Origin of the sequence: Bradyrhizobium glycinis, from assembly GCF_016031655.1 — a bacterium.
Classification (GTDB): Bacteria; Pseudomonadota; Alphaproteobacteria; order Rhizobiales; family Xanthobacteraceae; genus Bradyrhizobium; species Bradyrhizobium glycinis.
Genome location: NZ_JACCHQ010000001.1, coordinates 547,544 through 561,627, shown reverse-complemented (window position 1 = coordinate 561,627; position 14,084 = coordinate 547,544). Strand labels below are relative to the sequence as shown.

Genomic DNA, 14,084 nt, shown 5'->3' with positions numbered 1-14,084 from the left:
TATAGTGCTGCGCCACCGGCATAGCCTAGCCCGATTCTGGGCCATAGCCATGCAAATCTGCATGGCTACACCGGTTGCATTCTAGATGGTGACCTGGGTCCCGACTTCCACCACCCGGCCGGTGGGGATCTGGAAATAGTCGGTGGCATCGTTGGCTGATCGGCTCAGCGCGATGAACACATGATCCTGCCAGAGCGGCATGCCCGACTGCGCCGAGGCCTTCAGCGACCTTCGCGACACGAAGAACGAGGTCGACATGATGTCGAACTGCCAACCCTGCTTGCGGGCGATGGCGAGCGCCTTGGGCACGTTCGGCTGCTCCATGAAGCCGAAGCGCAAGCGGACCTTGGAGAACTTGTCGCTGATCTTCTCCATTCTGAACCGCTCCGACAGATCGACCCGGGGCGTCTGCGCGGTCTCGATCGTCAGGATCACGTTGTGCTCGTGCAGCACCTTGTTGTGCTTGAGATTGTGCAGGAGCGCGGTCGGCACGAAGGCGGGATCGCTGGTCAGGAACACCGCGGTGCCCTTGACGATGTGTGGCGGCCGCTTCTCCAGGCTGCGGATCAGATCGTCCAGTGGCACCTCGATCCGGCGGGTCTTCTGGACCAGGATTGCCGAGCCCTTGCGCCAGGTCCAGATCGTCCCTGCCATGACGATGCCGAACAGCAGCGGCACCCAGGCACCTTCGAGCAGCTTGAGCAGGTTGGCGCTGAAGAAGCTCAAATCGACGATGACGAAAGGCACGATCAGGGCCGCGGCAGCAGCCGCGCGCCAATTCCACAGCTTCCAGATCACGACGAAGCCCATGATCCCGTCGGCGACCATGGTGGTTGAGACCGCAATGCCGTAGGCCGAGGCCAGATTGCTGGGAGTGTGGAACAGCAGCACCAGCAGCATCACGCCGATCAGCAGCAGCCGGTTCACCCGCGGCAAATAGATCTGGCCGGCATGCGATTCGGAGGTGTACCGCACCTCGAAACGCGGCAGCAGTCCGAGCTGCACGGCCTGATAGACCAGCGAGTAGGCGCCGGTGATCACCGCCTGGCTCGCGATCACAGTTGCGGCCGTTGCGAGCCCGACCAGCGGCAGCACCAGCTTCTCGGGCACCATGCGATAGAACGAATGCTCGATCGCGCTGGGATCGGACAGCACCAGCGCACCCTGCCCGAAATAATTGATCAGAAGCGCGGGCAGCACGAAGAACATCCAGGCCGACTGGATCGGCTTGCGGCCGAAATGGCCGAGATCTGCGTACAGCGCCTCGCCGCCCGTCACCGCCAGGAACACGGCACCGAGGGTCACGAGGCCGATCGTGCCGTGCGACAGCACGAACTGCACGGCGTAATAGGGATTGATGGCCGCCAGCACGGAGGGGTCGTCGGCGATGTGGACAGCCCCCATGATGGCAATGACGGTGAACCAGATCACCATTACCGGCCCGAAGGCCGAGGCGACCAGCGCGGTCCCCTTGCTCTGGACTGCAAACAGCAGCACCAGGATGAGGACGGTGACCGGCACGACGTAGTGCTCGAGCGCAGGGGTTGCGAGCTTCAGACCTTCCACCGCCGATAGCACCGAGATCGCCGGCGTGATCATGGAATCGCCGATGAACATCGAAGCGCCGATCACGCCGAGCGCGAGCAGGATCCAGCTTCGCCGCCCCAGCGCGCGCTGCCCCAGCGCCATCAGCGAGAGCGTGCCGCCCTCCCCGTTATTGTCGGCGCGCAGCAGCAAGAGGACATATTTGGCGGTGACGACGATCAGGAGCGCCCACAGGATCAGCGAGAGCACGCCGAGCACGATGACGCGCGAGACCGGCTCGCCATGGGCGGCGGCCTTGACCGCCTCGTGGAATGCGTAGAGCGGCGAAGTGCCGATATCGCCGAAGACGACGCCGATGCTCCCGAGCGTAAGGGACCAAAAACCTGAGGTGGCCCGTCCCTCCTGGGTCTCGGCCTGTGTGATGCTCGCCGTCATGAAGGTGGAGAACGCTTCGTCCCTGAAATTGATCCGGCGCCTTTTGACGCTTCCGGTGCACCTGTCAATCGGCGCACCATCATAGCAGGCGCCGAGCCGGATGCTGTGACGCCACAGCCACGCTCATCGCCAGCGCAACGACATGCCTCAGGTAAGATGGTAGCGCAAGGGGTTACGGCTTCAGATTCGGCGGCAGCGGCGGATCTTCGCGCATCAAGGTGATGGTCACCCGCCGGTTGGCTGCCAGCGAGGGATCGTCCGGAAACAGCGGCTGGGTATCGGCCTTGCCGGAGACGGCGAAGATGTGCGACGGCGGCAGGCCCTCGCGTTCGAGGATCTGGCGCACGGCGTTGGCGCGATCGGCCGACAGATCGAAGGCGCCATAGTCGCTGCGGGTCGGCACGAACCCCACCGCGGTGTGGCCGGCGATGGAGACGCGGAGCGGCGTCGCCTTGAGCGGGATCGCGAGCTTCTCGATCAGGCGGCGGGTGCGGTCGTAGGGCACCTTGGAGCCGTCGGCGAACATCGAGCGGCCGTCCTGGTCGACGATCTCGAGGTTCAGGCCCTGCTTGGTCTCCTCGAACATGATGTGCTTGGACATCTCGGTCAGTTCCGGCATGTCCTGCAACGCCTGGCGCAGCGAGGCCGCGGCCAGCGCGAAATTGCGGTCGATCTTGATCTTCGCGCCGGAGGTCTTTTCGCGGTCTTCCTGATCGGGCGTCGGCGTGTTGGAGGCATCCTCCGGCTGGATGTGGTCAACGTTCTTGAGCCGCGGGCGCGTCGGCAGGCCGTCGGATTCGACGATGCCGGAGTAGCGCGCTTCGCTCTGCACGCCGAACGCCTCGCGCATCGAGCCCGCGACGATCTTCAGCTTGTTGGCATCTTGCGTGGAGAACGCGACAAGCATCACGAAAAACGCCAGCAGCAGCGCCATCAGGTCGGCGAAGGTCACGAACCAGCCGTGGCCGCCGCCGTGAGCATTGCCGCGCTTCTTCTTGGCCATTTCTCAAAATCCAGGCAGCGGCCTCAAGCCGGCACCGGCTCGCCTTCGGCGTGACGATGCTTCTCCGGCAGATAGGCCAGCAGCATTTCGCGCACCAGGGTCGGGCTCTTGGAGTCGCGGATCATCAGGATGCCATCGATGATCAGGGTGCGATTGGTCTCTTCGTCCAGCAGCTTGCCGTGCAGCTTGTCGGCAATCGGCAAGCAGATCAGGTTGGCGACAACGGCGCCGTACAGGGTCGCCAGCAGCGCGGTGGCCATGAACGGACCGAGCTTGGAGGGATCCGACATGTTGGAGAACATCTGCACCATGCCAAGCAGCGTGCCGATCATGCCGAACGCCGGGGCGCAGTCGCCGACGGCGCGGTAGATCTTGCTGCCTTCGTCGAGGTGCATCAGGAAGTTGTCGCGGTCGCGCTCCAGATTGTCGCGAATGAAATCGAGGTCGTAGCCGTCAGCAACATAGCGGATGCCCTTGGCGAGGAACGGCTCGTCGGTCTCGACCTTTTCCAGTCCGACCGGGCCCTGCTTGCGGGCGATTTCCGCGATGCGGGCGAGTTCGTCGACAAGGTCGTGAGCCGAAAGGCGGCTCAGAGTGAAGGCAAACTTCGCGCCGAGCGGCACGCCGTGGATCATCGCGGACAAGGGAAAGCGGATCATCGTTGCTGCGAACGAGCCGCCGAAAATGACGATCACAGCGTGGATGTCGTAAAACATCCCGAAGCTGCCGCCCATCAAGATCAGGGTCGACACCACAGTGGCGCCCGCGGCCAACCCGACAAGTGTTGCGATATCCATTACTGACTCCAACACGTACGCAACAACGGCTGTCCTGGCCGCTGGCGCGGCCCAAGGCGAACCGCTTCGCAGGACCCTAGAGCGCCGCCCTTAAAGCCGCGTAAAGGTTAAGTCTGGACGATGTGCCGCGCGCTGCCCCAAATGTTCCGGTTGCCGTCCAGCGATAGGAATTTCAACACTTCGCTAACCATGAGCAGGCGCGCCACGACGTCACATCGGCTGCGGCCCTCCGCCACATCGTGGACGGGGATCAGTTGGTGTCTGCTAGCGTTGCGACATGGCCGATCGCGGAGCCATCGCGATGTTGACGCTATTCAGTCTTCTCACGGCGATGCCCGCGGCACTGGCGTTCCACATGCTGGAGCCGGAACTCGTGCTTCCGGCGTTCAGCGTGCTGCTCTTTGTCGAGGCCGCCTTTGCCGTGCTCGCAGCGCGCTTGATGCACACCGCCGATAGCGCACACGACATCACGCTTTGGGACCTTGCCGGCGGCTTCACCCTGATCGGATGCGCCGCCGCCGTGCTCGGGGAACCGGATCAAGCCGCCCTGCTTCTGACCGAGCAAGACGGCCTCCGGCCGTCGTCGCGGCCATAGATTGCCCTAAAGCGCGATGCGATTCGGAGAATCGTCATCGCGCCTTAGGGTTATTGTTTGAGCATGATCTTTTCGGAAAACCGCTAGGCACTTTTCCGGATCATGCTCGAGCAGCCGTCAATGGATCTCCGCCGAGCGCTTCAGCGCGGCCTTCAGCTTCTCGAGCGAGAAGTCGGGGCTGCGGGCGATCTCCAGGATCGGCGTCTCGCGGCGGCCGCACAGTTCGGCGGCCTCCGGCAGCTTTGCGGCAAGCTCGAGCGGGATCACGATGGCGCCATGCCGGTCGGCGTGGATGAGATCGTCCGACTTCACGGTCATGCCGGCGACGCGCACTTCGCCGCCAAAGCTTTCCGCGTGCACCCAGGCGTGCGACGGACCGATCGAGCCGGCCAGTGCCTGGAACCCAGGGGCCCATTGCGGGATGTCGCGGATCGAGCCGTCTGTGATGACGCCGAGGCAGCCGAGCGCCTTGTGCACGTTGCTTTGGACCTCGCCCCAGAACGCGCCATAGCCGACGTCGGGTCCGTCGATGTCCTGGATCACCGAGATGCGCGGGCCATGGCCGGTGCCGACATATTCGTAATATTCGATTCGGCGCTTGGACTGCTCCTCGGCCGGAAGCGATGACTTCAGAACCGAGCGGATCGTCACCGTGCGGGCATAGCCGACGATCGGCGGCAGGTCGGGAAACGGGCAGACCAGTTGCTTGGTGGTGTAGCCGATCAGCCGCCGCTCGGGCGCCACGATCTCCATGGCATTGCAGATCGTCGGCGTGTCGTAGCGGCCCAGCGCTTCGAGGACGGAAGCGGGCAGCGGCCCGGTCGCGGAATTGGTCACGGCGTTCTCTCCCAGGTTGGCGGCGATTGATTGCGCGATGCCGCCGGCACAAGGGCGATATAGCCGAGATCGGCTCTCGACCCAACTCAGCGCGCCATCATGGCAGATATCTGCTTGCGGCCTTTAGTGCAGCCGCTCGGGCCGGTCGTCCTGGGGCGGCTCCGACAAATTCGCCAGCGTCGGCGCCGACGGCGGTGACGGGACCTCGCCTCCCGCCGGCGCGGTGGCCTCCATCGCGCGCGCCTGGTCGCGATAGGATTTGTAGCCGAGCGGCAGCGCGAGAAGATACAGCACCGTGCCGATCGACAGCACGTGCCAGGGATAGGCGATCAGGAGCGCGATGAAGACGATCACGGCGACGAACGCCGGCAGCACAAGCTCAGGCGGCACGCGCATGCGCTTGGTCTTGCCGGAGAACACCGGCAGGCGCGACACCATCAGAAACGCGATCAGAAGCGTGTAGGCCGCGGTCACCGCCGCAGGTGTGCGGCCGAGATCGAGGAACGCGACATAGATCGGCAGCAGCACGGTGATCGCGCCGGCGGGCGCCGGCACGCCGGTGAAGAAATTGGCGGCGAAGGCCGGCTTGTTCGGATCGTCCATGGTGGCGTTGAAGCGGGCGAGCCGCAGGCCGCCGGAGATCGCGAACACCATGGCGGCGATCCAGCCGGCATTGCCGAGCTCGTGCAACTGCCAGAAATACAGCATCAGGCCGGGCGCCACGCCGAAATTGACGAAATCGGCGAGACTGTCGAGCTCGGCGCCGAATTTGGACTGCCCCTTGATCATGCGCGCGATGCGGCCGTCGATACCGTCGAGCGCAGCGGCGAACACGATGGCGTAGACGGCGAGCGACATCCGGCCTTCGATCGACAGACGGATCGAGGTCAGGCCGGCGCAGATCGCCAGCAGCGTGATGACGTTGGGCACCAGCATCCGCACCGGGATCGGTCGGAACCGCCGGCGGCGGACGTCGGGATCCTTGAAGTCGTAAGGCGTCATGGCTCGTCCTTATCTCGAGGCGAGATATAGCAAGCCGCGGCGCCCTCCGCCATTGCGGCGGAACGCCTGCGAGCACCGACTATTGGTTAATTGGTGCGGAAGGCGCGGCCCGGGTCATCGCTGGCAAGGTCGGCAAGGATCGTCTCTCCGGCGATCGCCGTCTGCCCTTCCGAGACCAGCGCCTTGGTGCCCACGGGCAAGTAGACATCGAGGCGGGAGCCGAAGCGGATCAGGCCGAAGCGTTCGCCGGCGCCGATCGCCTGCCCCTCCCTCACGAAGCAGACGATGCGCTTGGCAACCAGGCCGGCGATCTGGACCACGCCGATCCGCGCCGTCGGCGTCGTGATCACCAGCGAGTTGCGCTCGTTGTCCTCGCTCGCCTTGTCGAGCTCGGCGTTGATGAAGAGGCCGGGCCGATAGGCGATACGATCCACCCTGCCCGCCACGGGCGCACGGTTCACGTGGCAATTGAACACGCTCATGAAGATCGAGACGCGCGGCAGCGGACGGTCGCCGAGCCCGAGCTCGGCCGGCGGCAGCGCCATGGTGATCATGGAGACACGCCCGTCGGCCGGCGACACCACGAGACCTTCGCGCACCGGCGTCACGCGGACGGGATCGCGGAAGAACAGTGCGCACCACACGGTCAGGATCGTGCCGATCCACCCCAGCGGCGACCACAGCCAGAACAGGATCAGGCTCGCCAGCGCAAAGGCGCCGATGAAGGGATAGCCCTCCTTGTGGATCGGCGGGATCTGACGCTGGATCGAATCGAGAATGGACATTGCTTTTTGCCGGTCGGGGTTGATGCGTGGGGTCGTCGCGCGGGCTTGTTTAGGCCAGACTTTGTTTAGGCCAGACTTGGGACCGGAGACAAGGTCACTCCGCCGCCGCGGGTGTCGTCAGGTTATCATCGACCGGCGGCGGCTCCCGGTTGGGCGCGGCATTGGTGTCGGCCATCTTGGCCAGCTTCTCGCGGGCCTCCTCGGCCTCGCGCTGCCTGTTCCACATGCTGGCATAGAGCCCGCCCTGCGCAAGCAGGCTGGCGTGAGTGCCGCGCTCGGCGATGCGGCCCTGATCCAGCACGATGATCTCGTCGGCGCCGACGATGGTGGAAAGCCGATGCGCGATCACCAGCGAGGTGCGGTTCTTCGCCACGCGGTCGAGCGCCCCCTGGATCTCGTGCTCGGTGTGGGTGTCGAGTGCCGAGGTCGCCTCGTCGAGCACCAGGATCGGCGGCGCCTTGAGCACCGTGCGCGCGATCGCCACGCGCTGCTTCTCGCCGCCCGACAGCTTCAGGCCGCGCTCGCCGACCTGGGTCTCGTAACCCTTGGGCGCCATGCGGATGAAGTCATCGATCTGCGCCAGCCGCGCGGCCTCCTCGACTTCGGCATCGGCCGCATCCCAACGGCCGTAGCGGATGTTGTAGCGGATAGTGTCGTTGAACAGCACGGTGTCCTGCGGCACCATGCCGACCGATGCGCGCAAGCTGGCCTGCGTGACCTCGCGGATGTCCTGGCCGTCGATCAGGATCCTGCCGCCGGAGACGTCATAGAGTCGAAACAGCAGCCGCGAGATGGTCGACTTGCCGGCGCCGGAGGGGCCGACGATGGCAACGGTCTTGCCGGCCGGCACTTCGAAGCTGATGCCCTTGAGGATGGGGCGCGTCGACTCATAGGCAAAGCGCACGTCCTCGAAGCGCACCGTGCCGGCGGAGATGACCAGCGGCTTCGCGCCAGGTGCATCCTTGATCTCGGCCTCGCGGCTGAGCACGCCGAACATCTTCTCGATGTCGATGATCGCCTGCTTGATCTCGCGATAGACCATGCCCATGAAGTTCAGCGGCTGGTAGAGCTGGATCATCATGGCATTGACCAGCACGAAATCGCCGACCGTGTTGGTGCCGTTGCGCACGCCGATCGCGCACATCAGCATGGTCGCGGTCAGGCCCAGCGTGAAGATCACCGCCTGGCCTGTATTGAGCACCGCGAGCGAGGTGTAGGTGCGGACGCTCGCCTCCTCGTAGCGCTCGACCGATCTGTCGTAGCGCTGCGCCTCGCGCGCCTCGGCACTGAAATACTTCACCGTCTCGTAGTTGAGCAGCGAGTCGATCGCCTTGGTGTTCGCCTCGGTGTCGGAATCGTTCATCTTGCGGCGGATGCCGATCCGCCACTCGGTCGCGACGTAGGTGTAGTACATGTAGAGCGTGACCGTGATCAGGGTCGCGACCACGTACCGCCAGTCGAATTGCCAGAGCAGCACCGCCAGCAGCAGCGAGACCTCGACGATGGTCGGGATCAGCTGCAGGATCACCATGCGCACGATGACCTCGATGCCCTCGCGGCCGCGCTCGAGCACGCGCGTGAGGCCGCCGGTCTTGCGCTCGAGGTGAAAGCGCAGCGACAGCTCGTGCATGTGGATGAAGGTGAGGGTCGCGAGCTTGCGCACCGCATGCATGGCGACGCGGGCGAAGATGCCGTCCCGCCATTGCGTCAGCACCGCCATCAGGATGCGCATCACGCCGTAGCTTGCGGTCAGCAGCAAGGGCGAGGCGATCACCCAGAGATGCCAATTGTCGGCCGCTACCGGCGCGGTGTTGGCGCCGGTCAGCGCATCCGTCGCCCATTTGAAGCTGAACGGCACGGCGAGCGTGATCAGCTTGGCGGCGAGCAGCAGCACCAGCGACCAGACCACTCTCATCTTCAGGTCGAAACGGTCGCCCGGCCAGATGTAGGGCCACAGATGTGCCAGCGTGCCCATCAGCGTGGCCCCGGCCTGCGGTCCTGCCACGGAAGGATCAGGAACGTCGGCGCCGTCGAACGATTGAGGTTGGTCCATCAAGAAACCTGGAAGCCCGCCGGGGTGCGGGCGCAACTGCGATTAACGATTTTCGCCCGTCATATAGAGCCTTCCCGATGGCCGCGCACCCCGCCAGATGGCGAATCCTGGATTGTTTGTGGCGATTTACCGGTAAATTCCCGGAAGTATCGAATCACCGTTTGGGCTTGACGCCACTTCGCTGCAATGCATCATGGCACCAATGAGCACGATCAAAACCGTCTGTGTCTATTGCGGCTCCGGCCCTGGAACAAATCCCAACTTCATTGAAGCGGCGAAGGCGCTCGGCAGAGCGCTGGCGGAAAGCAAGATCCGCCTCGTTTATGGCGGCGGCTCGCTCGGCCTGATGGGGGCGGTCGCAACCTCGGTGCTGGATCACGGCGGCATGGTCACCGGCATCATTCCCGACTTCCTCCGCATGCGCGAGAATGCGCTGACGCGCGTGCAGGAGATGGTCGTCACACCCGACATGCACGAGCGCAAGCGGCTGATGTTCGAGCGCTCCGACGCCTTCGTGGCCCTGCCCGGCGGGCTCGGCACGCTGGAGGAGCTGGTGGAGCAGCTGACCTGGCAGCAACTCGGCCGTCACGCCAAGCCCGTGCTGCTCGCCAATGTCGACGGCTTCTGGGAGCCGCTGTTTTCCCTGGTGGCCCACATGCGGCAGACCCAGTTCATCCGCGCCGGCCTCACCGTCGATATCCTGAAGGCGGACAAGGTCGAGGAGATCATCCCACGGCTGCGCGCCGCGGCGGCGCAGATTCCCGACGATCAGCGCGATCTCGCGCCCGACGTGGCCCGGCGCCTGTAGGCCGCCTTTCCTATTCCTGCGGAAACGTCACCGCCTCGATCCGGTTACCGTCGGGGTCGATGACGAAGGCGGCGTAATAGCGCACGCGATCGTGCGGCCGGAGACCCGGTGCGCCGTCGGAGGCGCCGCCAGCGGACAGCGCGCTTACGTGAAACGCATCGACCTCGGCCGTGGTTCTTGCCCGCAGGCAGATGTGCACGCCGCTCTCCGGCGCGACACGCGGCATCCCCTCGCGCAAGTTGATCCAGAACTCCGGATAGGCCTTGCCGAACCCGACCGTCCGCGGCCGCGTGACGAGGCGCGTGAGGCCGAGGGCGGCGAGCGCGGCTTCGTAGAATCTTGCGGCGCGATCGAGATCGCCGACGCCGACGGAGATGTGGTCGATCATGGCGGCCGTGCTCCCTCCCCTCGTCATTGCGAGCGAAGCGAAGCAATCCAGAATGCATCCTCGGAGGCAGTCTAGATTGCTTCGTCGCTTCGCTCCTCGCAATGACGGCGCTTGCAGCGCCTCCGTCACCTTACGCCGGCGCCCCCGACTTCACCAGCTTGTAGATCACCGAATCCATCAGCGCCTGGAACGAGGCGTCGATGATGTTCGGGGACACGCCGACCGTGGTCCAGCGATCGCCGTTCTCATCCTCGCTCTCGATCAGCACGCGCGTGACCGCGCCGGTGCCGCCATTGAGGATACGGACGCGATAGTCGATCAGCGTCAAGCCCTCGATGAATTTCTGGTACTTGCCGAGGTCCTTGCGCAGCGCGACGTCGAGCGCGTTGACGGGACCGTTGCCTTCGGCGGCCGAGATCAGATGCTCGCCGGCGACGTCGACCTTGACCACCGCGAGCGCCACCGTGACGCGTTCGCCGAGCGCGTTGTAGCGCTGCTCGACGTTGACGTCGAACTGCTCGACCTCGAAATAATGCGGCACCTTGCCGAGTGTGCGGCGCGCCAGGAGCTCGAACGAAGCGTTGGCGGATTCATAGGCATAGCCGGCCGCCTCGCGCTCCTTCAATTCCTCGACGAGACGCGTCAGCTTCGGATCGCTCTTCTCGTAAGGGATACCGGCGCGGTCGAGCTCGGCGATGACGTTGGAGCGCCCGGCCTGGTCGGAAACCAGCACCTTGCGGTGATTGCCGACCAGCTCCGGCAACACATGCTCGTAGGTCTGCGGATCCTTCAGCACGGCAGAGGCATGGATGCCGGTCTTGGTGACGAAGGCGCTCTCCCCGACATAAGCCGCATGCCGGTTCGGCACGCGGTTGAGCATGTCGTCGAGCGTCCGCGACACCTTGACGAGCGTCGCCAGCTTCTCCGTGGTGACGCCGATCTCGAAAGCGTCGGCAAAACCTGGCTTCAGCTTCAGCGTCGGGATCAGCGAGCAGAGATTGGCGTTGCCGCAGCGCTCGCCGAGCCCGTTCAGCGTGCCCTGGATCTGCCGCGCGCCGGCACGCACCGCGGCGAGCGAATTGGCCACCGCCTGCTCGGTGTCGTTATGGGCGTGGATGCCGACGTGATCGCCGGGGATGTGCCTCGTCACGTCTCTGACGATGGCCTCGACCTCATCGGGCATGGTGCCGCCGTTGGTGTCGCACAGCACCACCCAGCGCGCCCCGGCCTCATAGGCGGCCCTGGCGCAGGCGAGCGCAAAGGCGGCGTCTTCCTTGTAGCCGTCGAAGAAATGCTCGCAATCGAGCATCACCTCGCGACCGGCGGCCTTCGCCGCCGCGACGCTGTCGCGGATCGAGGCGAGGTTCTCTTCCTTCGTGGTCTCCAGCGCGACGCGCACCTGATAGGCCGACGCCTTCGCCACGAAGCAGATCGCGTCCGCCTTCGCTTCCAAGAGGCCCGCGACGCCGGGATCGTTGGACACGGACCGTCCCGCCCGGCGCGTCATGCCGAAGGCGGTGAAGCGTGCATGGTTGAGCTTGGGCTTGGAGCCAAAGAACTCCGTGTCGAGCGGGTTGGCACCGGGATAGCCGCCCTCGACATAGTCGATGCCGAGGTCATCGAGCATCGCCGCGATGACCTGCTTGTCGGCCAGCGTGAAGTCGACGCCGTTGGTCTGCGCCCCATCGCGCAGCGTGGTGTCAAACAGATAGAGACGCTGCTTGCTCATTGCCCCGCTCCGAGCGTCTTCTTCATGGTGGTGTTGGCGAGCCACTCGTCGTTCACAGTGACACTGTTGCGCTGCTGGGCGGTGTAGCCGCGCTTGGCGAAGAAGCCCTCCGCGGTATCGCTCGCATCCACCGATAAACTCTGGGCGCCGCGGCTGCCGGCGAGCTTCTCCAGCGCGTCGACCAGCATGGTCGCGATGCCCTGCCCGGCCACGGCCGGATGCACATAGAGCATGCGGATGTGATCGTTGCCGCGCAGCGAGGCGAAGCCGACGGGCGAGCCCTCCAGCGTCGCGATCAGCGTCAGGTCGGACGCGAGCCGCTTGCCGAACTCCTCGTCCTCGGCCGCCGCCATCCAGGCTTCCTGCTGCGCCTCGCTATAATCGTCGCCGGTCAATTCCTCGATGCTGGCGGCGAAGATCGCGGCGAGGATCGGCACATCCGCCGGCAGGAAAGGCCTAAGCGCGGGCTTTGGCAAAGTCTGTCCCATCGTCCTCACCACATCCCATAGAGCTTGAGCACGATCGCCACCGCGCCGGCGAGCAGCGCGATCTTCAGCGCGATGTAATAGAGCCAGTGCCGCGGAAATGGCGTGTCGGGCCGCTTCATCGCGCGATCTCCCAGGTCGTGCCTTCCTTGGAGTCCTTGATCGCAACGCCCATTGCAGCAAGCAGATCGCGGATGCGGTCGGACTCCCCAAAGTCCTTGCGCGCACGCGCAGCTGTCCGCTCCGCGAGCAGGCGCTCGACCTCCTTGGCGTCGACCCCGCTCGCCTGCTGCTTGCGTCCTTCCCACTGCGCCGCGCTCTCGGAGAGGAATCCGAGCAGCCGCAACGAGCCCGCAAGACCCGCGATATCCTTGCCGCGCAGGCCGTGCAGCGCCGCGATCGCCTGCGGCGTATTGAGGTCGTCGAGCAGCGGTTCGACCACCGACGCAGCCGGCTCGCCGGGCGCGACATCGGCCGCGACGCGATACCAGTCGTCGAGCGTCTTGGCGCTCTCCTCGAGCGACTTCATGGTCCAGTCGATCGGCGAACGGTAATGCGTCCTCAGCATGTTAAGGCGCAGCACCTCACCCGGCCAATCCCCGAGCAGCTCGTGGATGGTGATGAAGTTGCCGAGGCTCTTCGACATCTTCTCGCTCTCGACCTGCAGGAAGCCGTTATGCATCCAATAGTTCGCCATACGCTCGCGGTGGAACGCGCAGCAGGTCTGCGCGACCTCGTTCTCATGGTGCGGAAACACGAGATCGATGCCGCCGCCGTGGATGTCGAAATGCTCGCCGAGATGCTTCCAGGCCATCGCCGAGCACTCGATATGCCAGCCCGGACGCCCCTCCGCCTTGATGCCTGATGGCGACGGCCAGGACGGCTCGCCGGGCTTCGATGGCTTCCACAGCACAAAGTCGGTCGCATCGCGCTTGTAGGGCGCAACATCGACCCGCGCGCCCGCGATCATCTCGTCGAGCGAGCGCTTCGACAGCGCGCCATAGCGCGGCAGCGCGGAATTGGCCGCGTTCATCGCCTGCGGCGAGAATAACACGTGGTCCTCGGCGACATAGGCAAAGCCACCGGCGACCAGCCGCTCGATGATCTCGCGCATCTCGCTGATATGCTCGGTGGCGCGCGGCTCGACGCTCGGCCGAAGCGCGCCGAGCGCATCGACGTCGGCGTGAAATTGTTTTCCCGTCTGCTCCGTGACCTTGCGAATGGCCTCATTCAGCGGCAGGCCGGGAAAATCGCGCGCGGCGCGGTCGTTGATCTTGTCGTCGACGTCGGTGATGTTGCGCACATATTTGACATGCGCCTCGCCGTAGGTGTGGCGGAGCAGCCGAAACAGCACGTCGAACACGATCACCGGCCGCGCATTGCCGATATGGGCGAAGTCATAGACCGTCGGTCCGCAGACATACATGCGGACGTTGTTCGGATCGAGCGGCACGAAGGTGCGCTTTTCCCGGCTCAGCGTATCGTAAAGACGCAATTCCATGACAACCCATCCCTCTCGGCCGGGCGTCCAAGGCTCTCAATGTGTTTGAGAAAAGACGGCTCCAGCCAGCGAATCGCTAGCTCGTAATCTCGCGGCAAATGGCGCAAATGGCGAGGAGACC

13 protein-coding genes are annotated in these 14,084 nt (G+C 64.9%); 2 read left to right on the top strand and 11 right to left on the bottom strand.

Annotated features, from left to right (window positions below; genetic code table 11):
- Positions 1 to 81: 81 nt before the first annotated feature.
- The 3 genes from HZZ16_RS02650 to HZZ16_RS02640 all read right to left on the bottom strand — a co-directional run bounded on the left by HZZ16_RS02650 (position 82) and on the right by HZZ16_RS02640 (position 3,780).
- Positions 82 to 1,980 carry a potassium transporter Kup gene (locus HZZ16_RS02650; RefSeq protein ID WP_197946946.1) on the bottom strand — a complete coding sequence of 633 codons (1,899 nt, stop codon included), beginning with the start codon at positions 1,978 to 1,980 and terminating at the stop codon, positions 82 to 84.
- 172 nt (positions 1,981 to 2,152) lie between these two features.
- Complete coding sequence (locus HZZ16_RS02645) at positions 2,153 to 2,983, bottom strand: OmpA/MotB family protein (protein WP_197946945.1); 831 nt, start codon at positions 2,981 to 2,983, stop codon at positions 2,153 to 2,155.
- 23 nt (positions 2,984 to 3,006) lie between these two features.
- Positions 3,007 to 3,780, bottom strand: a complete 774-nt coding sequence (locus HZZ16_RS02640) for a motility protein A (protein WP_197946944.1) — start codon at positions 3,778 to 3,780, stop codon at positions 3,007 to 3,009.
- Between the two features lie 277 nt (positions 3,781 to 4,057).
- Here HZZ16_RS02640 and HZZ16_RS02635 point away from each other — a divergent pair, with 277 nt between their 5' ends.
- Complete coding sequence (locus HZZ16_RS02635) at positions 4,058 to 4,375, top strand: hypothetical protein (protein WP_246509919.1); 318 nt, start codon at positions 4,058 to 4,060, stop codon at positions 4,373 to 4,375.
- Positions 4,376 to 4,492: 117 nt separating this feature from the next.
- Here the strand turns inward: HZZ16_RS02635 and HZZ16_RS02630 are convergent, their stop codons facing one another.
- The 4 genes from HZZ16_RS02630 to HZZ16_RS02615 form a co-directional block, all read right to left on the bottom strand.
- Complete coding sequence (locus HZZ16_RS02630; protein ID WP_197946943.1) at positions 4,493 to 5,212, bottom strand: RraA family protein; 720 nt, start codon at positions 5,210 to 5,212, stop codon at positions 4,493 to 4,495.
- 123 nt (positions 5,213 to 5,335) lie between these two features.
- Positions 5,336 to 6,214: a CDP-alcohol phosphatidyltransferase family protein gene (locus HZZ16_RS02625; RefSeq protein ID WP_197946942.1), complete on the bottom strand. Its 879-nt coding sequence runs from the start codon at positions 6,212 to 6,214 to the stop codon at positions 5,336 to 5,338.
- An 86-nt stretch (positions 6,215 to 6,300) separates the two neighbouring features.
- Complete coding sequence (locus HZZ16_RS02620; RefSeq protein ID WP_311973699.1) at positions 6,301 to 7,023, bottom strand: phosphatidylserine decarboxylase; 723 nt, start codon at positions 7,021 to 7,023, stop codon at positions 6,301 to 6,303.
- Positions 7,024 to 7,093: 70 nt separating this feature from the next.
- On the bottom strand, positions 7,094 to 9,052 hold the full coding sequence (locus HZZ16_RS02615) for an ABCB family ABC transporter ATP-binding protein/permease (RefSeq protein ID WP_197946940.1): 1,959 nt from the start codon (positions 9,050 to 9,052) through the stop codon (positions 7,094 to 7,096).
- A gap of 202 nt (positions 9,053 to 9,254) precedes the next feature.
- Here HZZ16_RS02615 and HZZ16_RS02610 point away from each other — a divergent pair, with 202 nt between their 5' ends.
- Entirely contained in the window at positions 9,255 to 9,860 is a 606-nt protein-coding gene (locus HZZ16_RS02610; RefSeq protein WP_197946939.1) for an LOG family protein, read from the top strand.
- A 10-nt stretch (positions 9,861 to 9,870) separates the two neighbouring features.
- Here HZZ16_RS02610 and HZZ16_RS02605 read toward each other — a convergent pair whose 3' ends face one another.
- The 4 genes from HZZ16_RS02605 to cysS form a co-directional block, all read right to left on the bottom strand.
- The gene (locus HZZ16_RS02605; RefSeq protein ID WP_197946938.1) at positions 9,871 to 10,248 is read right to left on the bottom strand and encodes a VOC family protein; all 378 of its coding nucleotides are present in this window, start codon (positions 10,246 to 10,248) and stop codon (positions 9,871 to 9,873) included.
- Between the two features lie 130 nt (positions 10,249 to 10,378).
- Positions 10,379 to 11,977 (bottom strand): citramalate synthase, encoded by a 1,599-nt coding sequence (cimA, locus tag HZZ16_RS02600; protein ID WP_197946937.1) that lies wholly within the window; start codon positions 11,975 to 11,977, stop codon positions 10,379 to 10,381.
- The gene (locus HZZ16_RS02595; protein WP_197946936.1) at positions 11,974 to 12,465 is read right to left on the bottom strand and encodes a GNAT family N-acetyltransferase; all 492 of its coding nucleotides are present in this window, start codon (positions 12,463 to 12,465) and stop codon (positions 11,974 to 11,976) included. Before HZZ16_RS02595 ends, cimA begins: the two co-directional genes overlap by 4 nt.
- 115 nt (positions 12,466 to 12,580) lie before the next feature.
- A complete protein-coding gene (cysS, locus tag HZZ16_RS02590) occupies positions 12,581 to 13,963 on the bottom strand; it encodes a cysteine--tRNA ligase (RefSeq protein ID WP_197946935.1) in 1,383 nt (460 codons plus the stop codon).
- Between the last annotated feature and the right edge of the window lie 121 nt (positions 13,964 to 14,084).